The organism is Halocella sp. SP3-1, from assembly GCF_003953885.1.
Classification (GTDB): domain Bacteria; phylum Bacillota; class Halanaerobiia; order Halanaerobiales; family DTU029; genus Iocasia; species Iocasia fonsfrigidae.
In genome coordinates, this window is sequence record NZ_CP032760.1 from 575288 (window position 1) to 597803 (window position 22516).

The 22516-nt window shown below is 36.6% G+C and carries 15 protein-coding genes, 3 tRNA genes and 3 rRNA genes; 17 read left to right on the forward strand and 4 right to left on the reverse strand.

All coding sequences use genetic code 11. The features are described 5' to 3' along the window. Genes D7D81_RS02730 through gyrA form a run of 5 tightly spaced genes read left to right on the forward strand, consistent with a single transcriptional unit; the run spans position 1 to position 6001 of the window. Positions 1-219, forward strand: a complete 219-nt coding sequence (locus D7D81_RS02730; protein ID WP_125987099.1) for an RNA-binding S4 domain-containing protein — start codon at positions 1-3, stop codon at positions 217-219. Between the two features lie 21 nt (positions 220-240). Further along, positions 241-1326: a DNA replication/repair protein RecF gene (recF, locus tag D7D81_RS02735; RefSeq protein WP_286170110.1), complete on the forward strand. Its 1086-nt coding sequence runs from the start codon at positions 241-243 to the stop codon at positions 1324-1326. Between the two features lie 5 nt (positions 1327-1331). Beyond that, positions 1332-1592, forward strand: a complete 261-nt coding sequence (gene remB / locus D7D81_RS02740; protein ID WP_125987103.1) for an extracellular matrix regulator RemB — start codon at positions 1332-1334, stop codon at positions 1590-1592. Continuing rightward, positions 1593-3524, forward strand: coding sequence for a DNA topoisomerase (ATP-hydrolyzing) subunit B (gene gyrB, locus D7D81_RS02745; RefSeq protein WP_125987105.1), 1932 nt, complete (start codon positions 1593-1595; stop codon positions 3522-3524). 23 nt (positions 3525-3547) lie between these two features. Then, positions 3548-6001: a DNA gyrase subunit A gene (gene gyrA / locus D7D81_RS02750; RefSeq protein WP_125987107.1), complete on the forward strand. Its 2454-nt coding sequence runs from the start codon at positions 3548-3550 to the stop codon at positions 5999-6001. Positions 6002-6054: 53 nt separating this feature from the next. On the opposite strand, the gene D7D81_RS02755 is transcribed toward gyrA, so the two are convergent. Then, entirely contained in the window at positions 6055-7059 is a 1005-nt protein-coding gene (locus D7D81_RS02755) for a sugar ABC transporter substrate-binding protein (RefSeq protein ID WP_125987109.1), read from the reverse strand. A gap of 138 nt (positions 7060-7197) precedes the next feature. Here D7D81_RS02755 and D7D81_RS02760 point away from each other — a divergent pair, with 138 nt between their 5' ends. Genes D7D81_RS02760 through D7D81_RS02775 form a run of 4 tightly spaced genes read left to right on the forward strand, consistent with a single transcriptional unit; the run spans position 7198 to position 11671 of the window. Then, positions 7198-8796: a spore germination protein gene (locus tag D7D81_RS02760; protein ID WP_286170112.1), complete on the forward strand. Its 1599-nt coding sequence runs from the start codon at positions 7198-7200 to the stop codon at positions 8794-8796. Next, positions 8768-9880 carry a GerAB/ArcD/ProY family transporter gene (locus tag D7D81_RS02765; RefSeq protein ID WP_125987111.1) on the forward strand — a complete coding sequence of 371 codons (1113 nt, stop codon included), beginning with the start codon at positions 8768-8770 and terminating at the stop codon, positions 9878-9880. Before D7D81_RS02760 ends, D7D81_RS02765 begins: the two co-directional genes overlap by 29 nt. Then, entirely contained in the window at positions 9877-11049 is a 1173-nt protein-coding gene (locus D7D81_RS02770) for a Ger(x)C family spore germination protein (protein ID WP_125987113.1), read from the forward strand. The genes D7D81_RS02765 and D7D81_RS02770 overlap by 4 nt, the downstream gene beginning before the upstream one ends. Positions 11050-11065: 16 nt before the next feature. Further along, a complete protein-coding gene (locus D7D81_RS02775) occupies positions 11066-11671 on the forward strand; it encodes a hypothetical protein (protein WP_125987115.1) in 606 nt (201 codons plus the stop codon). On the opposite strand, the gene D7D81_RS02780 is transcribed toward D7D81_RS02775, so the two are convergent. From D7D81_RS02780 to D7D81_RS02790, 3 genes are read right to left on the reverse strand one after another with little or no spacing between them, the layout of a single operon-like run. Further along, on the reverse strand, positions 11672-11908 hold the full coding sequence (locus D7D81_RS02780) for a CLC_0170 family protein (RefSeq protein ID WP_125987117.1): 237 nt from the start codon (positions 11906-11908) through the stop codon (positions 11672-11674). 11 nt (positions 11909-11919) lie between these two features. Further along, positions 11920-12207 carry a ferredoxin family protein gene (locus D7D81_RS02785; RefSeq protein ID WP_125987119.1) on the reverse strand — a complete coding sequence of 96 codons (288 nt, stop codon included), beginning with the start codon at positions 12205-12207 and terminating at the stop codon, positions 11920-11922. After that, positions 12207-13517, reverse strand: coding sequence for an FAD-dependent oxidoreductase (locus D7D81_RS02790; protein WP_125987121.1), 1311 nt, complete (start codon positions 13515-13517; stop codon positions 12207-12209). The genes D7D81_RS02785 and D7D81_RS02790 overlap by 1 nt, the downstream gene beginning before the upstream one ends. A gap of 468 nt (positions 13518-13985) precedes the next feature. Here D7D81_RS02790 and D7D81_RS02795 point away from each other — a divergent pair. The 8 genes from D7D81_RS02795 (at position 13986) to D7D81_RS02830 (ending at position 22392) form a co-directional block, all read left to right on the forward strand. After that, positions 13986-15533 (forward strand): 16S ribosomal RNA (locus D7D81_RS02795). A 61-nt stretch (positions 15534-15594) separates the two neighbouring features. Next, positions 15595-15671: transfer RNA gene (locus tag D7D81_RS02800), tRNA-Ile, on the forward strand. 105 nt (positions 15672-15776) lie between these two features. Further along, positions 15777-15852: transfer RNA gene (locus tag D7D81_RS02805), tRNA-Ala, on the forward strand. Between the two features lie 200 nt (positions 15853-16052). Further along, positions 16053-19466 (forward strand): 23S ribosomal RNA (locus D7D81_RS02810). A gap of 106 nt (positions 19467-19572) precedes the next feature. Then, positions 19573-19689, forward strand: a 5S ribosomal RNA gene (gene rrf / locus D7D81_RS02815). The 16S, 23S and 5S rRNA genes sit together here with 3 tRNA genes alongside, the layout of an rRNA operon. A 35-nt stretch (positions 19690-19724) precedes the next feature. Then, positions 19725-19800, forward strand: a tRNA-Asn gene (locus tag D7D81_RS02820). 85 nt (positions 19801-19885) lie between these two features. Further along, positions 19886-20953, forward strand: a complete 1068-nt coding sequence (locus D7D81_RS19995) for a peptidylprolyl isomerase (protein WP_125987122.1) — start codon at positions 19886-19888, stop codon at positions 20951-20953. 464 nt (positions 20954-21417) lie between these two features. Continuing rightward, complete coding sequence (locus D7D81_RS02830; protein ID WP_125987124.1) at positions 21418-22392, forward strand: LacI family DNA-binding transcriptional regulator; 975 nt, start codon at positions 21418-21420, stop codon at positions 22390-22392. Positions 22393-22516: the final 124 nt, after the last annotated feature.

Sequence of the window (22516 nt, forward strand, 5' to 3'; positions counted from 1 at the left end):
ATGAATGATATCATTATAAAAAGCAAAGAAATACAACTTGATCAGTTTTTAAAATGGGCTAATATTGTAATGTCAGGTGGAGAAGCCAAATCTTTAATCCAGGCAGGAAAAGTTAAGGTTAATGGAGAAATAGAATATAGAAGGTCACATAAAATAAAAACAGATGATATAGTTGAGATTGAAGGATTTAGAGAAAAATATAGGGTGATTAAAAACTAAATGTTTATTGATAAAATACTTTTGAAAAATTATAGAAATATTAAAGAAACTATGCTTGATTTAAGTCCTAATCTAAATATTATACTGGGATACAATGGTCAGGGAAAAACTAATCTACTGGAGTCAATTTATTTACTGGGAACTGGTTCTTCACATAGAAGTAATGTTGATAGTGATTTAATTAACTGGCATAGAGAAAAGGCTCTGGTACAAGTATTATTAAAAAAGAAAGACCAGGATTTAAGGTTATCACTTATCTTTACTGCTTCACAAAAACGAATTGAAATAAATAATACACCTTACAAAAAAATATCAGATTTAATTGGTAATCTTAATATAGTTCTCTTTTCTCCAGAAGACCTCAATTTAATTAAAGGGGGACCTTCATACAGGAGAAAATTTCTTGATATAGAGGTATCACAGGTAAGTCCTTATTATTATCATCTTTTAAATGAATATAAACATATCTTAAAACAGAGAAATAATTTGCTTAAAAATATCAGGGATAAAAAAGATAACAAAGAATTATTAGAGGTATGGGATGAAAAATTAGTTGAAACTGGTAGTAAAGTTATCAATAAAAGAATAGATGTGGTTGAAAAATTAAAATTACTGGCTCGTCTAGGACAAAGAAAGATAACTAATGGTAGTGAGAACTTGAAGATAGATTATGATTGTAGTTTGAGTAATACAGGTAAAAAAGAAGAAACAGATATTATATTTAAGCAGGATTTAGTAAATAATAGAAAAGAAGAGATCTACAAAGGCTATACTATTTTTGGACCTCACCGGGATGATTTAATATTAAAAGTCAATGATATAGATATCAGAAAATTTGGTTCTCAAGGTCAACAACGTACAACAGCCCTTGCTTTAAAATTAGCAGAACTAGAATTTATGAAATCAGAGACCGGTGAATACCCTGTTTTATTATTAGATGATGTTTTTTCTGAGCTTGATGAATTAAGGAGAAATACATTACTAAGTGTAGTAACTGATCGTATACAAACAATAATAACTGCTACAGATTTGAGTATTCCGTCTGTTTTGAAAAGAGATCATTATAAGGTTTTTAATGTCAGGGAAGGCAATATAAAAGAGGAGTGAATTAATTGTTTTTACATCTAGGAGAAGGGAAGATGATTCCTATTAGAGATATAGTTATGATTGGAGATATTACAAGTACGACAGATTCTCAGAATACTAAAGATTTTTTTAGTGTTTCCGAGGAAGAAGGCTTTGTAATAGATTATTCAGATAATAATCCTAAATCTTTTGTATTAACAGAAGAAACAATATATATATCAATGATTTCTTCAAGTACATTAGCAAAAAGGATTAGGGAATTTCCTGGGAAAAGTGAGGGAAAATAAATGGCTGATGAAAATATAATTCAAAAAAGAGGTAGTTATGAGGCGGAAAATATTCAGGTGTTGGAAGGACTTGAAGCTGTAAGAAAGAGACCTGGTATGTATATAGGTTCTACCAGTATTGATGGGTTACATCACCTTGTTTATGAAGTTGTTGATAATAGTATTGATGAAGCAATGGCTGGTTATTGTGATCAAATTGAAGTAATAATTGCTGAGGATAATATTATTATCGTGAAAGATAATGGTCGTGGGATACCTGTTGAATTACATCCTAAGCTGAAAAAACCTGCTGTTGAAGTTGTCTTAACTGTTCTTCATGCCGGAGGTAAGTTTGGTGGTGAAGGGTATAAGGTTTCTGGGGGCCTACATGGTGTTGGTGTTTCTGTTGTTAATGCACTATCTGAATGGTTAGTAGTTGAGGTTAACTGGAAGGATGGTAATGTTTATAGGCAGAGATTTTCCCGCGGTGTGGCAGCAAGTGATCTAGAGGTTGTTGGAAAAACAAATGGTAAGACTGGTACAACAATAAGTTTCAAGGCAGATGAAGAGATATTTGACACAACTGTTTTTAAATATAACACCCTTATTAAAAGATTAAGGGAATTAGCCTTTTTAAATAAAGGTGTCAAGATAATTATACGTGATGAAAGGGAAGAAGAGAGAAGAGAAAAGGAATATTGCTATGAAGGTGGTATTATATCCTTTGTAAAATATTTAAACCGTAAAAAAGACCCGCTTTTTAATGAACCCTTTTACTTTGAAGAAGAAAGTGAAGAAGGGGAAGTAGAGATAGCTATTCAGTATAATGATGGTTTTATAGAAAATATCTTTACCTTTGCCAATAATATTAATACCCATGAAGGTGGTACCCATCTCAGTGGGTTTAAGAGTGCTTTAACTAGGACAATAAATGATTATGCCAGAAATAAGGGTATTCTTAAAGAGGGTGATGATAATTTTACTGGTGAGGATATTAGAGAGGGGATAACCTCTATTGTCAGTGTGAAACTGGCTGAACCACAGTTTGAAGGACAGACCAAAACAAAACTTGGTAATAGTGAAATGAGGGGTTTTGTTGATTCAGCCTTTTCCAAATATTTTTCGATATTCCTTGAAGAAAACCCTAAAGTAGCTAAGATAATAACAGAAAAGGCATTTAATGCTTCAAGGGCGAGAAAGGCAGCTAAAAAAGCCAGGGAGTTAACCAGGAGAAAAAATGCCCTGACTAATACTGCTTTACCTGGTAAACTGGCTGATTGTTCTTCAAGAGATACCACCAAAACAGAGATGTATATTGTTGAGGGTGACTCTGCCGGTGGTTCTGCTAAACAGGGTAGAGACCGTAAATTTCAGGCAATACTGCCTTTAAGAGGTAAAATTCTTAATGTTGAAAAATCAAGGATAAATAAGATACTAAATAATGAAGAAATAAGATCACTCATTACTGCTATTGGAACTGGCATAGGTGATGAATTTGATATAAATAAAAGACGCTATGGTAAAATTATTATTATGACAGATGCTGATGTTGATGGTGCCCATATTAGAACACTATTACTGACCTTTTTTTATAGATATATGAGACAATTAATTGAGGAAGGTTATGTCTATATTGCCCAACCACCATTATATAAGGTTAAAAAGGGTAGAAGAGAGGATTATGTTTATAATGATAAGGCACTATTAGATTTATTAGAAGAGATTGGCAGAGATAGGGTTTCATTACAGAGGTATAAAGGACTGGGTGAGATGAACCCTGATCAGTTATGGGATACAACAATGGATCCTGAGGAAAGAATTACACTACAGGTTCAGGTAGAAGACGCCATTATTGCCGATGAAACCTTTACTATTTTAATGGGGGATAAGGTTGAACCAAGACGTGAATTTATACTTTCCCATGGCCATGAAGTAGAAAATCTGGATGTATAGAATAATAGAAAGAAGGTGTGAGGATGGCGGAAGATCTTAATAGAGGTAAGATATTACAGGTTGATATAGATGAACAAATGAGAGGGGCTTATCTTGATTATTCGATGAGTGTTATTGTTAGTAGGGCTTTACCTGATGTAAGGGACGGCTTGAAACCAGTACATCGTAGAATTTTATATTCCCTTCATGAATTGGGAATGACACCCAATAAACCCCATAAAAAATCTGCTAGAATAGTTGGAGAGGTACTTGGTAAATATCATCCACATGGTGATGCAGCGGTTTATGCTACAATGGTTAGAATGGCCCAGGATTTCTCTTTTCGTTACCCACTGGTTGATGGTCATGGTAATTTTGGTTCTATTGATGGTGATTCAGCTGCAGCAATGCGTTATACTGAGGCAAGAATGTCCAGTATTACAACTGAGTTATTAAAGGATATTGATAAAGATACTGTTGATTTTGCACCTAATTTTGATGAATCACTGGAAGAACCAGCAGTACTGCCGTCCCGTTTACCAAATCTATTAATTAATGGTACTTCAGGAATAGCTGTAGGTATGGCTACCAGTATTCCACCACATAATTTAAGAGAGGTAATAGATGGGACTATTGCTTTTATAGACAACCCTGACATGGAGATTGTTGATTTAATGAAAATTATTAAAGGACCTGATTTCCCTACTGGTGGGTTAATTATGGGGAAAAACAGTATCTATAAAGCCTATAAAAATGGTAGGGGTAAATTAACTGTCAGGGCAAAGGTAAGGATAGAGGAAAATGAGAATGAGAAGTCAAGGATAATAGTTGATGAAATTCCTTATCAGGTAAATAAAGCTAAATTAATTGAAAAAATAGCTGAACTTGTCAGAAATGATAAAATTAGTGGTATAAGTGACCTTCGTGATGAATCTGACCGTAATGGTTTAAGGATAATGATTGAGCTTAAACAGGGTGAAATACCACAGGTAATTTTAAACCAATTATATAAATATACTAGAATGCAGGTAACCTTTAGTGTTATAATGATTGCTTTGGTTAATGGTTTACCCAAAACATTAAACCTTAAAGAAATGATGGGTTATTATATTGAACATCAAAAAGAAGTGGTTACCCGTCGTACCAGGTATAATTTGAATAATGCTGAAGCCAGGGCACATATACTGGAAGGTTACCGGATTGCTCTGGATAATATTGATGAGATAGTTCAATTAATTAAAAATGCCCCTGATGTAAATACTGCTAAAGAAGGTTTAATTAATAGATTTGGCCTTAGTGATAAACAGGCTGATGCTATTTTGAGAATGAGATTACAGAGTTTAACTGGTTTAGAGAGGGATAAGATTGAAGAGGAATACCAGGATTTATTAAAAAAGATTGCTTATTTAAAATCAATTTTGGCAGATGAAAGTAAATTATTGGGTATTATTAAAGAAGAACTATTAGCTATCAAAGAAAAATATCAGGATGAAAGAAGGACAGAAATCAGGAATAAAGCGGTGGATCTTGATGTTGAAGATTTGATTGCTGAAGAACAAATGGTAATAACCCTGACCCATCAGGGATATATTAAGCGAATGCATGTTGATACATACCGTAGTCAACGGAGAGGTGGTAGGGGAATTATTGGTCTTAATACCAAAGATGAAGATTTTGTTGAAGATATTTTTATTACCTCTACCCATCACTACTTCCTTTTCTTTACTAATAAAGGGCGGGTTTACCGTTTAAGGGTATTTGAAATACCTGAAGCGAGTCGTCAAGCCAGGGGAACAGCGATTGTAAACCTCTTGAGTCTGGAAGAAGAGGAAAGGGTTACAACTGTAATACCTATCAGGGAATTTGATAATAAGAGATATCTAGTTATGGTTACTAAAAATGGTTTAATTAAAAAAACACCATTAATAGAATATGAATCACATTATACTGGGTTAATAGGGATTAATCTAAGGGATAATGATGAATTAATTGATGTAAAATATACTGATGGTGAACAGAATATAATTATCGCTACCTATATGGGTAAAGCTATCCACTTTAATGAATCAGATGTTAGGACAACAGGACGAATTTCTATGGGGGTTAAAGCTATTACCTTGAATAACGATGACTTTGTAATTGGTATGGGAGTAGATAGTGAAGGTGAGGATTTATTAATCATAACAGAAAATGGTTATGGTAAAAGGACGCTACTTTCAGAATATCGCTTACAGAGTAGGGGTGGTAAGGGATTAATAACTGCTAATATTACTGAAAAGAATGGTAATCTAGCAGGTATTAAGGTTGTTGATGACCAGTATGACCTTATTATTATAACCAGTGAGGGGATTATTATCAGAACTAATGTAGCTGAGATTTCCCGGACAGGTCGTAATACCCAGGGGGTTAAAGTAATTAGAATAGATGAAGGTGATAAGGTTGTATCACTTGCCAGAATGTATTCAGATGATGATGCAGAGGAGATAAAAGGAGATTAAAAAATTTCAATAAAATATATAAATAAGGGGTCTTCATTTTTTGTGAAGACCTCTTATTTATATATTAGTTTTTTTAATTCTGGCCATCTTTCTTCCAGGTTTACAATATTATATTTATCAATTAAATCAACAGGGGTAATTTTAGTGGATATAATATAATCACCATTTTTTATTTTAGTATCAAATAGCCATGGTCTACCCCTTAATATCAAAGTAGTAATTTTAAATGCTGTTAAACCCTGAATATAAGGCATTTTATCTACATCAGCATCATGTTCTCCCCGGGCTATAGCTAAACAGGCTTCTTTATTTGCATCAGCTCCTATTGTAATTATCTTATCTGTTAAGTTTTTTTCTTTAAGAACTTTTACTGCTGCCATAATCATATTGCTATTATTAGCGATAATTCCTTTGATATCAGGATGTTTATTCAGTATACTGCGTACAGTTTTTTCGGCAAGTTCAGGGGACCATCCTTCATGCCATGTTTCAGCAACAATTGTTATATTTGCTTCTTTTTTAAATATCTCTTTATTACCCTGTGTTATCTCATAGGCAGTATTATTGCTTTTATCTCCTTTAAGTATCATTATCTTTCCTTTATGTTTTAATTGTTCTACAAGGTAATTGGCCTGAAGGATACCAACTTCAAAGTTGTTTGCTTCAATATAGGCATCAAGTTTTACATTATAAATAAGACGGTCCAGGGCAATAACTGGTATATTGGCCTGTTTGATCTTTTTTACTAAACTAGCTGATTTCTGGGAATCTACTGGATTAATGATAATCCCATCGACTTTTTTTCTTATTAGTTCATCTACATCTTTATTTTGTTTATCTTGATCTTTTTTAGCATCTTTCCATATTATTTCTGTATTATTACTTTCCTTATTATCATACATAGCCTCTTTCATAAAATGGAAGACATCTTCTTTCATACTTGCCATACTAACACCAATAGTTATTTTAGTAGGAACTGGACTGCTCATTTCTCTATCACAGGCAGATAGTAATATGATCATTATTATTAAACAATATAATAGCCTGATATGTTTCATTTTATCTCCTTTCTAAATTTTATTATTATATTGGCAGTGTTTAAATATACCATTGATAATTATTACATAATATTAACCTTATTTTGTAATAATATATTAGTAATATAGTGATAATTATTAGTATTAACCAAATAAAGGATGATAGTGGTGGATAAGAGAGGAAAAAGGATTGAAGAGATAATAAATAGTGGTACTGATCGACCGCAAAAAAAAGCAAAAGAAAAAGAATTGTCATCAAATATTGAAAAGAATATTAATTTATTAAAAGATATTATTGGGTTTAGTGATGATGTAGTTTTCAGGTTTTTTAGATTGGGTAATAAATTAGGAATTAAAGCGGTTATTATTTTTATAGATGGTTTAGTAGATAAACAGACTATCAATGAGAGTATTTTACAGCCACTATTAATTGAAGAATTTTCTGTTGAAGATACTAAAGAATTATCCAATAGTGATATGATAAGTTTTATAGAAAAGAATACAATGACTATTAATGAATTAGAGGTAGTTGATAAATTGGATGATTTAATACAGGGTTTACTTAATGGTGATACAGTTTTATTAATAGATGGTTATAAAAAGGGGTTTGTACTCAATAGTAAAGGATGGGATAAAAGGGGAGTTCAGGAACCAGAATCTGAGACAGTAATCAGGGGTCCCAGAGACGGTTTTACTGAAACCTTAAGGGTAAATACAGCTTTAATAAGGAGAAGGATAAAACACCCTGCCTTGAGAATTAAAGGTCAGAGATTAGGTAATATTTCTAATACAGATGTGGTGATATGTTATATAGAAGGTATTGCTAATAAATACATAGTTGAGGAAGTAAAAGAAAGGGTAAATAATATTTCTATTGATGCTGTACAGGAATCAGGTTATATAGAACAATTGATAGAAGATAATCATTTTACTTTGTTTCCCCAAATCCTTTCAACAGAGAGACCGGATAGAGTAGCTTCTAACCTCTTGGAAGGGAGAGTGGCATTACTGGTGGATGGGACCCCTTTCGCCCTTATTATGCCTGTAACAATTTCTATTTTTCTACAGTCCCCAGAAGATTATTATGATCGCTTTATAATAGGAACCTTTGTCAGATTGTTGAGGTTTTCGGCAGGTCTTATTGCTTTAACCTTGCCTGCAGTTTATATAGCCGTTATAGCCTTTCACCCTGAAATGATACCTACCCAGCTGGCTTTAGCGTTTGCAGGTGGTAGGGGTGCTGTTCCTTTCCCTTCATATATAGAGGCCTTTGTTATGACAGCTTTAATGGAATTATTGAGAGAGGGTAGTTTGCGTTTGCCTAATCCAATTGGCCCAACTATTGGTATAGTAGGGGCACTTATTATTGGTGAAGCAGCTGTAAGTGCCAGTATAGTTAGTCCATTTATGGTAATAGTTGTGGCCACTACTACTATTGCATCTTTTGCTATTCCAGATTATAGTAGTGCAATTGCTTTAAGATTAATTAAATTTCCTTTAATGATACTGACTTCAATATTTGGTCTTTACGGTCTATTACTGGGATTAATATTTTTTACTATCCATCTAGCGAGTTTAAAATCTTTTGGAATACCTTATCTTACTCCATTTGGTCCTTCACGATTAAATGATTTACAGGATGCTATTATTCGAATTCCTCTGTGGCAGATGTTTAAAAGACCTGAATTTTTAAGAACAAAAAATCAGCAGCGTTTTTCTGCTAAAGGGGATGATGATCAAAATGAAAGAACACGGTAAGGTAACAGAGAGACAGTTTGCTGGTATTATTGCTAATACACTTATTGGTGCTGGTAGTCTGGTATTACCAAGGACTATCACCAAAGCAGCTGGTACTGCTGCTTGGTTATCGATATTAATAGGTGGTTTATTTTCCTTCCTAATTATATCTCTAATAGTAAAAATAGGCTTTCGTTTCCCTGAAGAGACTTTAATGGAATATAGTAATCGTGTTTTAGGTAAGATCTTTGGTAATAGTATTAGTCTGTTGTTTTGTTTTTATTGGTTATTGCTATGTTCTCTGGTTTTAAGGGTATTTGCCTCTATGTTAAGTAGTGCAGTATTATTAAATACACCAATAGAGTTTATTATTATAAGTATGTTATTCTTAATTATTTACTATATAAATCATGATATTGAAGTAATTGGAAGGGTCAATGAACTCTATTTTATTTTTTTGATTATACCAGTAATTATAGGTATTTTTTTATCAATGAAAGAAATACAAGTTATAAGGCTAATGCCTGTAATGGGACAGAAGGGATTTAGTAGTATAGTAAAAGGTACGCTAAATTCTTTTTTCTCATTTTTAGGGTTTGAAATAATAGTATTATTTTTACCTTCACTGGTAACACCTAAATTAGCATATAATTATGCAATCAAGGGATTGATAAGCCCTTTAATAATCTATCTGGCAATTGTAATCTCAGCTATTGGTGTTTTTGGTATTGAGGAACTGCAAAATTTAACTTGGCCAACTCTGGAACTAATTAAGGTTATACGCTTTCCTGGATTAATTCTGGAAAGGGTAGAGGCAATTTTTATATCCTTCTGGGTAATAGCAATTTTTACAACAGCAGGTAACCTTTTATATAGTTCTGTACTAGGGATGACACAAGTATTTAAACTGGAAGACCATAAAACACTTATCTACCCCTTAATGCCTGTTGTTTTCTTTATAGCCATTTTCCCGGGCAATGTTTATCAGGTCTTTTATTATATGGAAATTTCAAGTATAATAGGGACATTTTTATTATTTGTAATTCCCCTGTTAATCTATGTATTATCACTTATAAGGAATATTAGGGGAGATGAGCAGGCTTGAAAAAGAGTTTAAGTATATTAATGATAATAATATTGACTATTTCCTCCCTTACAGGGTGTTGGGATCTTAAGGATATTGACCAGAGAGCAATTATTTTAGCTATTGGGATAGATTATGCTGATGTTGCACGTCCTAATAATTTTGAGCAGCGAAATATGATTAAATTAACTGCTCAATTAGCTATACCGCAAAAATTAGGTGGTGGAGCAGGTCAACAACTACCTATGGGGGAAGAGACTGTCTGGAATATAACTGCAGTAGGAAGAAATGTAGCAATGGCTTTAATGCATTTAAAAGAAAGGCTGCAGCACAGAATATTTTTAGGGCATATCAGGGTTTTAGTAATTAATGAGGAAGTAGCCAGAGATGGTCTAAATGTACATCTGAATTATTTTAGAAATAACCCTGAATTCCGTCGTTTAAGTTACTTGTTAATCAGTGAAAAGCCTGCTGAAAGGGTTTTAAATACCTTTCCTAAGACAGCACCCATACAGGCCCTTTATCTAATGAATATGATCGAATCAGAGCTTAACAGCGGCACAATGGCTGATATACCGTTTATTGAATTTGTAATCCGTTTAGTAAATAAGGGGATAGATCCAGTAGCAGTTCTGATAGATTGTACAGAAAATAATCTAAAAAATTCCGGGCTGGCTGTTTTTCGGGGGGAAAAAATGGTTGGCAAATTGAATGTTGAAGAGACCTGGAATTATATTCAGATAGCAGAGAAAAGAACCGGTGGTTTAGAGGTAGTAAGGGATGTAGAGGATGAATTAGGCCGGGTTACTGTTGAGTTTTCTGGTTTACAGAGTAAAATGAGGCCTATATTACTTGATAATGGACGATTTAGATTTATGGTAGATTTACTGGTTGAAGGAAAATCTATTTACCAGGAAACTCAGACTGATTATGAAAATTCTATTTTATTTAGACAGCTTGAAGAAAGGGTTAGTAAGGAGTTTATCAAAGAGATAGAGGGATTATTTTATTTAGTACAGCATAAATACCAGGCGGATATCTTTGGATTTGGTGAAATGGTAAGAGCATATAAACCTGAAGAATGGGAAAACATAGAGAGCTGGCATAAAAAGTTTATTGAGGCTGATCTTAATTTAAGCTGTAGGACCAGGATTAGAAGGATAGGAATGAGTACCTTTAAGCAGAAATAAAAGGGGTTATTAAAAGATGAAAAAGAGTAGATATATTTTATTATTATTTTTTATTTTACTTATATGTACTGAGATTAAAGGGGCAGATTATTTTAAATTAGATGGTTGGTGTTATGTAGATGGAAAAGCTAATCTAGAGTTGTGGCAAAAAAAAGAGGCTGGATTTATTTCAGAGAACATAATAAATAATGCAGTAGCCCTGGGTTGTGAAGTATTAAAGGGTTATACCCTTAAAGACGAGATTGATAAAGAGTCTGCTGTTCTACAAAGTAATAACTGTCCTTTTGGTTTCTGGAGGCTTGATTATACGGGGTATGATAGTTCTGGTAATATATATTTAAAATTATATACACATCAAAATGGAAAAATAAAAAATATAAATGATATTATAAATGAAATAATTAAAATTACAAAACTAAGTGATGGAGATAATATTATTTATCAAAAAATAATATTATTTGAAGAATTATTAAGGAATTTTTTAAAAGAAGATGGTGAAGTTATTATAGTGGACCCAGGGAAAGATATTATAATAAATAATATTAATGAAATACCCGTTTTTAAAATAGAAGCCAGTCAAACCAATTCTGTAATTAATGTTAGGGTAGTCGCTTTAGAATAATTAAAATATGTAGCGGGTATGAAGTATATTGAGTAATAATAAGATTATACCAATAGAAATATTTAATATACCAAAGAAAAAGGAAAAGATATAGTCCCTGTAGTTAGCATAAAAGTGTGCATAATCAGTATCTATAAAAAACGATAATAGACCAGAAATAATAAATAAAAAGACCAGATATGGTGAATAAATATTATGGGCTATATAATCTAATACACTAATCAGAAAGTCTATCATTTAGCCACCTCCTAGATCTCATAGTTAACACCGTAACCGCCTGGGGGAAAAGACCATTTTATATTGTCATAAGGACATCCCCAAGGACAGGCTCCACATTCTATGCATCTTTTATAATCAACTTTGATTTCTTTATTAGACCAGGAAAAAACCCTAGTTGGGCAATAATAAGTACAGGGTTTATTTTCACAGTTACTAAGACAGGGATCTTTTTCTTTGATATGAATATGTGATTGTTTAGCAATTTTAATTGTTGTATATTTAAGTGGATTATCATTATCTTTAATAAAATTCCCCATTAAAATACCCTCCAGTTCCAAAAACCTTGGTAGAAATCAGTAATAGATTTAGAAATTGGCTGCATGGTTTTTAATTGAGTGAGAATTTCCTCTATTTTTTTATTCTGGTTTTCCATTTCTTCTCTAAAATATTTATAAGCTGCTTTATTAATAAATTGGCTAATTAAATAGTCTGAATCAGGGTGATTTTTATAGTAACTACCTCTTTTTTGATTATCCTTCATATTTTTCATGAAAAAACTATTTTTTAATTTAAGTTCATACCCTGCTAATATTTTTTTAGTAAAATCACCCTTAGTTTTGGCTTGTATAGCAGTTTCAGCAGCATATTTGCCAGATAACATAGCTATATCTGTTCCATGTCTACCACTGATTAACATTCCTGCATCACCAGTTATTAAGATACCATTATTATAAAACTCTGGTATGCTTTTATATCCTCCTTTAGGAATAATATGTGATTGGTATTGAATAGTTTTAGCACCATTTATAAGACTTACTACTTTAGGGTGTTTTTTTAATCTTTGTAGGAGTTGATATGGGTTTAATCCCTTTTTATTTAATTGATTAAGGTAACCTCCTACTGTTAAGGAAATGGTATCATTATTTGTCCATATTCCTCCTTTACCAATGGAACCAGCAGTTGGATATCCTATCATACCAATTACTGCTCCTTCGTTTTTTTCCAGATTAAAGCGTGCTTCTATTATTTCTTTGGGTAGATATAATAGTTCTTTCACATAAATAGTTAGCATATCAGCAGTTATTTTTTGACGCATTCCTGCTTTATGGGTTAAGTCTGCCATAGCACCTTCAGCAAGGATAATAAGATCAGCGTATATTTTACTGCCATCTTTCAAGATAACACCAGTTACTTGCTTCTGGTTCAGACCGGATTTTTTATAGATTAGAGCTTCAACCAGGGTAGAAGTCATTAAGTGGCTGCCAGCTGTAATGGCTTGCTCGGCAAACCAGCGGTCAAAACGAGACCTGATAACAGTAAAGGTATTATACGGTGGTTTAGCAAAATTAAACCCAGTAAATCCCATTTCGACAACTGAATCTGTTTCCATCAGCCATAATATATATCTGGTAACTGCCCTTTCAAGGGGTGCTTTTTCCCAAAAACCAGGGATTATAATTGAGGTTGGTTTACTATAAATAACCCCGCCAAACATATTTTTGCTCCCTGGGAAATCACCACGCTCTATTAGAGCAACAGATAGATTATTTTTTGCACAAAAATATGCAGCAGATGAACCAGCTGGTCCAGCTCCTACTATAATTACATCATAACGGTCATTTCCCATAATGATCACTCCAATATTATAATACTTAGTTTAATCTTTTGAATATAAATTTATTCACTAATAAAATTCCTTGACAGGGGAAGACAGAGATGTTAAGATATATCTTGTCGCCGCTAAAAGCGGTAAAGAGTTGGAACTGATAAGTAGATATGATAAAAGACTATTTATGAAAAAACTACTTGACAGTAATCGACAGAGATGATAAGATGTAAAACGTCGCTGTTAACAGCACTTGGAAAATGATTTTTGAAATAAAATAAAAGTTCTTGACAAGTGAGGTTAAAAGTGATAAGATATATTTCGCTGACACATTATGAGTAAGTTGAAGTCAGCAGGATAAACAAATTAATGTTCCTTGAAAATTGAACAACAAGCAATGACGCAAGTGCGAGCCTTTTTTAAATAAAAGGCAAGTATCCAAAAGAGTTCAAAAGTATTCAAAGAGTCACAAATAATCTATTAAAATTTTTAATGGAGAGTTTGATCCTGGCTCAGGACGAACGCTGGCGGCGTGCTTAACACATGCAAGTCGAACGACCCGCCTTAACAGATTCCTTCGGGATGAAGATAAGATCCGGGTAGTGGCGGACGGGTGAGTAACGCGTGGAGAACCTGTCTCTCAGTCAGGGATAACCTGGCGAAAGCCGGACTAATCCCAGATAGCCTTAAGAGTAAGCATTTACACTTAAGTAAAGGTGCCTAGGCATCGCTGAGAGGTGGCTCCGCGTCGGATTAGCTAGCTGGTGAGGTAATAGCTCACCAGGGCAACGATCCGTAGCTGGTCTGAGAGGACGATCAGCCACACTGGGACTGAGACACGGCCCAGACTCCTACGGGAGGCAGCAGTGGGGAATCTTCCGCAATGGGCGCAAGCCTGACGGAGCAACGCCGCGTGAGTGATGAAGGCCTTCGGGTCGTAAAGCTCTGTCCTTAAGGAAGAACCGTCAATGCAGGAAATGGCATTGACCTGACGGTACTTAAGGAGGAAGCTCTGGCTAACTACGTGCCAGCAGCCGCGGTAATACGTAGAGAGCAAGCGTTGTCCGGAATTACTGGGCGTAAAGGGTACGCAGGCGGATAGGCAAGTCAACTGTGAAATATACCGGCTTAACCGGTAAGGTGCATTTGAAACTGCCTATCTTGAGTGCAGAAGAGGAGAGCGGAATTCCTAGTGTAGCGGTGGAATGCGTAGATATTAGGAAGAACACCAGTGGCGAAGGCGGCTCTCTGGTCTGCAACTGACGCTGAGGTACGAAAGCTGGGGGAGCAAACGGGATTAGATACCCCGGTAGTCCCAGCCGTAAACGATGGACACTAGGTGTTGGTGGTTCGAATCCATCAGTGCCGGAGTTAACGCGATAAGTGTCCCGCCTGGGGATTACGGTCGCAAGACTGAAACTCAAAGGAATTGACGGGGGCCCGCACAAGCGGTGGAGCATGTGGTTTAATTCGATGCAACGCGAAGAACCTTACCGAGGCTTGACATCCCGTGACCATCTATGAAAGTAGAGTCTAGTCTTTGACTACACGGAGACAGGTGGTGCATGGCTGTCGTCAGCTCGTGTCGTGAGATGTTGGGTTAAGTCCCGCAACGAGCGCAACCCTTATCCTTAGTTACCAGCAAGTAAAGTTGGGGACTCTAAGGAGACAGCCGGTGAAAGCCGGAGGAAGGTGGGGATGACGTCAAGTCCTCATGCCCTTTATGCCTCGGGCTACACACGTGCTACAATGGTCAGTACAGAGGGGAGCGAAGCTGTGAAGTGGAGCAAATCTCAGAAAGCTGATCCCAGTTCGGATTGCAGGCTGAAACTCGCCTGTATGAAGTTGGAATCGCTAGTAATCGCAGGTCAGCATACTGCGGTGAATACGTTCCCGGGCCTTGTACACACCGCCCGTCACACCACCCGAGTTAGATGCACCAGAAGTCATTTGCGAATGCCAAAGGTGTGTCTGGTAAGGGGGGTGAAGTCGTAACAAGGTAGCCGTACGGGAACGTGCGGCTGGATCACCTCCTTTCTAAGGAGAATGCGTCAAGCTTGTTGTTCAACTTTGAGGGAAGATTTTCTTCCTGAAAGAAGGGCCTATAGCTCAGTTGGTTAGAGCGCACGCCTGATAAGCGTGAGGTCGGTAGTTCGAATCTACCTAGGCCCACCAAAATCTTCATTTTAAAAGACGCAAGGAAGATTTTGGTGCTAGGCCATCGAGGCCGTCGCACCATACTAGAAGTTTGAGGTTAGAGAAATATCCAACTTCCAAAATGGGGGTATAGCTCAGTTGGGAGAGCGCCTGCCTTGCAAGCAGGAGGTCAGCGGTTCGAATCCGCTTACCTCCACCATCTTAGAAGTTAGAAATAAGAGGTTGGAGGTTAGATTAAAGCAAAAACCTTAAACTAAAAACATTCTAAAAAACTGTTCTTTGAAAACTGCATACAGGAAAAGACGAAGGTACCAGAAAAGAAGTAAGAGGTCTGAGGTAAGAAGTAAGAAACCGAAGACGGAAACTTCTAGGAAGGTACTACAATTTTCTAAGAAGAAAGATTAAGCTAATAAGGGCTTACGGTGGATACCTAGGTACCTGGAGCCGAAGACGGACGTGCCAAGCTGCGAAAAGCCGCGAGTAGCTGCTAAGAAGCGTAGATACGCGGATATCCTAATGGGGAAACCCGGCGGTCGAGAGGGCCGTCATCATATAGTGAAAGAAGTAGCTATATGAAGGGAACCGGGGGAAGTGAAACATCTAAGTACCCCGAGGAAAAGAAATCAAAAGAGATTCCCTAAGTAGCGGCGAGCGAAAGGGGAAGAGCCTAAACACATTTAATGTAAGGCTACAGCCGTTGTTAAATGTGGGTTTAGGATAATCATGAGTGAGACTGTAGAATCACAAAGGCAGTTGAATCTTTAGCCGAATGACCTGGGAAGGTCAGCCAGAGAGAGTAAAAGCCTCGTAGGTGAAAAGGAGAGACACCTTAGATTATCCAGAGTACCACGGGACACGAGGAACCCTGTGGGAAGAAGGGAAGACCATTTTCCAAGGCTAAATACTACCAGGTAACCGATAGTGAACAAGTACCGTGAGGGAAAGGTGAAAAGAACCCCGTGAGGGGAGTGAAATAGAATATGAAACCGTAAGCTTACAAGCAGTGGGAGGACTATTAGAAAGTCTGACCGCGTACTTTTTGTAGAACGGACCGGCGAGTTATTCTTAGTAGCGTAAGGTTAAGCCAGAAAGGTGAAGCCGCAGCGAAAGCGAGTCTGAATAGGGCGCAAGTTACAAGGAATAGACCCGAAGCCAGGTGATCTACCCATGACCAGGGTGAAGCGGGAGTGAGAACCCGTGGAGGCCCGAACCAGGTGATGTTGAAAAATCATTGGATGAGTTGTGGGTAGGGGTGAAAGGCCAATCGAACCTGGAGATAGCTGGTTCTCCTCGAAATAGCTTTAGGGCTAGCCTCAAGGAATAAAACTAGGCGGTAGAGCACTGATTGGACTAGGGGCCCAACAAGGTTACCGAATCCATTCAAACTCCGAACACTTAAGTTTATAAGCCTTGGGAGTCAGACTACGTGGGATAAGCTTCGTAGTCGAAAGGGAAACAGCCCAGACCACCAGTTAAGGTCCCAAAGTACAGACTAAGTGGGAAAGGAAGTGAGGTCGCAAAGACAACCAGGATGTTGGCTTAGAAGCAGCCATACATTTAAAGAGTGCGTAATAGCTCACTGGTCGAGCGTCCTTGCGCCGAAAATGTAACGGGGCTAAAGTCTGTCACCGAAACTGTGGAGTTTAGAGGTTGGAGGTTAGAGGTTAGAAGTTGGAGTCCGGGCGAAAAACCTGGGCAAAAACCTTTACGGTTGAAGTTATGAGGTGAAAAATTGATAAAAAGCTATGAAGATTTAGAAGTTTATCAAAAGGGATATAAATTAGCCTTGAAAATTCACCAACTAACACAACAATTACCAAAGACCGAGAGATATGAATTAGGAAGTCAAATGAGAAGAGCAGCAGTATCGATACCTGCCAATATAGCAGAAGGCTATGGAAAAAAAGAATCAAGTGCAGAGTTTAGAAGGTTTTTATTAATGAGTTTAGGTTCATGTAATGAATTACAGGTATATGTAAAAATGTGCAAAGACTTAAATTACATTAATAAAGAAATTGCTGAAAAACTTCTTAAAAGTTATGATATACTAGGAAGACAGTTAAATACCATGATCCAAAAATGGGTTTAATGTTTTTCCAACTTCCAACTTCCAATCTCCAACTTCTAAATTGGTAGAGGAGCATTGTATAGTGGAAGAAGCTGTACCGTAAGGAGCAGTGGACGGTATACAAGAGAGAATGCCGGTATGAGTAGCGAAAAGAGGGGTGAGAATCCCCTCCGCCGAAAGTCTAAGGTTTCCTGAGGAAGGCTCGTCCGCTCAGGGTAAGCCGGGACCTAAGCCGAGGCCGAAAGGCGTAGGTGATGGATAATTGGTAGAGATTCCAATGCCGCTATTAATCGTTTGAATGAAGTGGGGACACGGCAAGAAAGACAAAGCACACGACTGGAGGTGTGTGCAGAAGCCTAAGGTAGGAATAAAGAGGCAAATCCCTTTATTTAACTATCGAAGGTGATCTGGACCCGAGAGAGGGGAAGTTGTCAAACAAGCTGTCAAGAAAAGCCACTAGTGAGATTAATAGTGCCCGTACCGCAAACCGACACAGGTAGACGGGATGAGAATTCTAAGGCGCGCGAGAGAACCCTTGTTAAGGAACTCGGCAAAATGACCCCGTAACTTAGGGAGAAGGGGTACCACGAAAGTGGGCACAGCAAAGAGGCCCAAGCGACTGTTTAGCAAAAACACAGGTCTCTGCTAAGTCGTAAGACGAAGTATAGGGGCTGACGCCTGCCCGGTGCTGGAAGGTCAAGGGGAAGTGTTAGGTGAAAACCAAAGCATAGAACCTAAGCCCCAGTAAACGGCGGCCGTAACTATAACGGTCCTAAGGTAGCGAAATTCCTTGTCGGGTAAGTTCCGACCTGCACGAATGGCGTAACGACTTGGGCACTGTCTCAACAAGGGACTCGGCGAAATTGTAGTACCAGTAAAGATGCTGGTTACCTGCGACAGGACGGAAAGACCCCGTGGAGCTTTACTGTAGCCTGATATTGGGTTTTGCTAAAGGATGTACAGGATAGGTGGGAGGCTAAGAGCTTGGTACGCTAGTATCAAAGGAGCCGCAAGTGGGATACCACCCTTTCTTTAGCGGAATTCTAACCAGAGGCCATAAACTGGTCATGGGACATTGTCAGGTGGGCAGTTTGACTGGGGCGGTCGCCTCCCAAAAAGTAACGGAGGCGCCCAAAGGTTCCCTCAGTGCGGATGGAAATCGCACGAAGAGTGTAAAGGCAGAAGGGAGCTTAACTGTGAGACCAACAAGTCAAACAGGTACGAAAGTAGGGCTTAGTGATCCGGCGGTATTGAATGGAAGAGCCGTCGCTCAACGGATAAAAGTTACCCCGGGGATAACAGGCTTATCTCCCCCAAGAGTTCACATCGACGGGGAGGTTTGGCACCTCGATGTCGGCTCGTCGCATCCTGGAGCTGAAGCAGGTTCCAAGGGTTGGGCTGTTCGCCCATTAAAGCGGTACGCGAGCTGGGTTCAGAACGTCGTGAGACAGTTCGGTCCCTATCCGTCGCAGGCGAAGGATACTTGAGAGGAGCTATCCCTAGTACGAGAGGACCGGGATGGACACACCGATGGTGTATCAGTTGTTCCGCCAGGAGCATAGCTGAGTAGCTAAGTGTGGAATGGATAAACGCTGAAAGCATCTAAGCGTGAAACCAGCCTCAAGATTAGGTATCCCACTCGCAAGAGGTAAGCCCCCTGGTAGATGACCAGGTTGATAGGTTGGAGGTGGAAGTGTGGTAACACATTAAGCTGACCAATACTAATAGGGCGAGGGCTTAATCTTAACTTTAAAAATTATTTTCCTGTATGCATTTTTGAAAGAATAGTTTATTGACAACTAAGATAGATATGCTATAATATGTGATGGATTATAAAAAGTAGATAAAATTTTCGGTGGCAATTGCGGAGGGGAAACACCTGTTTCCATTTCGAACACAGCAGTTAAGTCCTCCAGCGCCTATGGTACTGCAAGGGTGACTTTGTGGGAGAGTGGGTCGCTGCCGATTTTATTTATATTTATATATCGTTTACTAATATGTGTTCCCCGATAGCTCAGTTGGTAGAGCAGATGGCTGTTAACCATCGAGTCGCAGGTTCGAGTCCTGCTCGGGGAGCCATTTTTTTAGGATTATCTTATTTTAATCTAATTTTAATTAAAGTATTGCAGGGTTTTTGTTTGGTTTATAGAACTTATTTAATAATATGATAAAGATTTTAATTCAAAAATTTAGAAGGAGAGTTGATTTAATGAGGCTTAAAAAGTTTAAAGGTATAGGATTATTTCTTCTTGTTTTAGTATTAATCACTATACCTGTCACGGCTGCTCAGGAGGATGAAAGTCAAGAAGAAAAGCAGGAAGTAATTGCTGCTATAGTAAATGGTGAGGAATTAACAGTTAACCAATTGGATTCATTTATTAATCTTGGGAAATTTGCGCAGCAATTATATCAAACTGATCAGGATCTTATGAAAATTATATTTACAACAGAAGTTGGGCAGGATGTATTAAATGAATATAGAAAAGTCAAATTAGAGGGTTTTATTAATGCGGTTTTACTTGATCAGGAGATTAAGAATAGAAACATAGTTCTTACAGATGAAGAAAAAGATGAGATATTTAATAATCAGATTGCTGGTTTAAAAGAAAATGAAGGTGCAACTGATGAAGAGATACTTGATAGTATAAAACAGATGGGCCTTAATAGTATGGAAGAATATAAGGAATTTTTATTTGAACGGTTAGGAGATCAACTCCTGCTAGCTAAACTACAGAAAGAAATATTGGATACGGCATCTGTTACCGATGAAGAGATTGAGAATTATTATAATGATAATATAGACAGTATGGAACAGGTTGAACAGATTAAAACAAGCCATATCTTACTGGAAAACGAAGAAATGGCCAATCAGGTGCTCAACCAAATAAATAATGGAGCTGATTTTGCAGAAATGGCTAGGGAGTATTCTGTTGATAATTCTGCTAAAAATGGTGGCAACTTAGGTTATATTAAAAAAGGTGATAAAAACTGGGATCAGGATTTTACTGAGGCAGCTTTTGCTCTTGATGAAAATGAAGTCAGTGATGTAGTGAAGACACAATTTGGTTACCACATTATAAAGGTTTTTGACCATGTTGAGGAAAAGACATATCAACTTGAAGAAGTTAAGGATGAAATTGAGGGAGAATTGTTAAATAATAAAAGGCAGGAAGTATGGAATCAATTCATACTGGATCTGCGTGAAAACGCTGAAATTGAAAGAAAGCTCTAAAAATAATGTAGTATAGATTTATATATAAAAACACCCTTGAAGAAATTCAGGGTGTTTTTATATTTTGCGCTTGACATGATTATCTGCTCGCTAAAAAGTTGTAATAGGAGTTAGTAATGCTAACTATTAGCTGAAGTAAAGGTATTCATTTACTTGATTATTTTCAGGCTTATTATATAATAGTACTTAAAGAGTCTGTTCGGAAAGTATCAGTATATACCGCCGGGGATTATATATCCCTTCACTCACTGCCCTCTTTATTATAAACGCATTGTTGAGGCCAGTACTAACGAATCGACTTGTGTCGCAACGGTAATACCTTAACTTCGTTCAGGGATATATAATCCCCTATTTATACCTTTTTGAACACACACTTAAAGAATTGTAATTTATATACTAAGTTAAGTGTTAAAATTTATAGATAGAGAGTATTAGTTTATGGTAAATATGAGGTGGTGTTTAGTATGGCAACTTTAAAAGATATTGCAAAAGGGGCAGGGGTTACGGTAACTACTGTGTCCCGTGTCTTGAATAATAGGGGATATATTAGTGATGAAACCAGAAATAAAGTATATAGAGTAATGAAAGAGTTAAATTATCAGCCTAATGAAATAGCCCGTTCACTGGCAAGAAAGAAATCCAATATCATTGGTCTGATCATTCCCACAGTAGCTCATTCTTTTTTTAGTGAGTTATCTTTTTATCTGGAATATTATGCTTATAACAATGGTTATAAGGTATTATTATGTAATTCTCAACTAGAACAGAAGAAAGAAAAAGAATATATTGATATGTTAAGAGCACATCAGGTGGATGGTATAATAATGGCTAGCCATACTCTTGAAGTGGATGAGTATCTTAGTTTAAATTTACCGGTAGTTACTGTTGATAGGAAAGTTGATGAGATACCCAATGTTTCTTCTGATAACTATTACGGGGGAAGTTTGGCTACCAATTTACTGATAGACAAAGGCTGTAATAAAATTGCTTATATTGGAGGGAGTTTAAAACTTAATCTACTTGCCAATAAACGATATGAAGCTTTTATAAATACAGCCAAAGGGAGAAATGTTGATTTTTTAAATATGGAAACAGATATAAATGGTTTTAAAATAGAGGAATATGAAGAACTGATCAATAATTTATTTCGGAAACACCCGGATATAGATGGTATATTTGCCAGTAGTGATTTAATTGCTGCCAGTATTATTAAAGTTTGTAATAGAATTAATAAAAAAGTGCCTGATGATGTGAAAATTGTAGGCTATGATGATGTTAAAGTAGCATCTCTTTTTGTACCACAAATTACTACAATAAGGCAGCCAATAGAAGATATGGGTAAACTGGTAATTGAATTATTAGCAAAGCTTATAGATGAAAAGGATGTTATAAATGATAATATACTACCTGTTAAACTAATTGAAAGAGAAACAACATAATTTTTAATTGAGAGTAGGAATGTTTCCCTTCTGCACTTATTACTACATTTAGGCTTTAATTTTACACCTGTTACTACATTACATACTGATGTTTTAAAACTTGCATCATTACGCTTATACAATC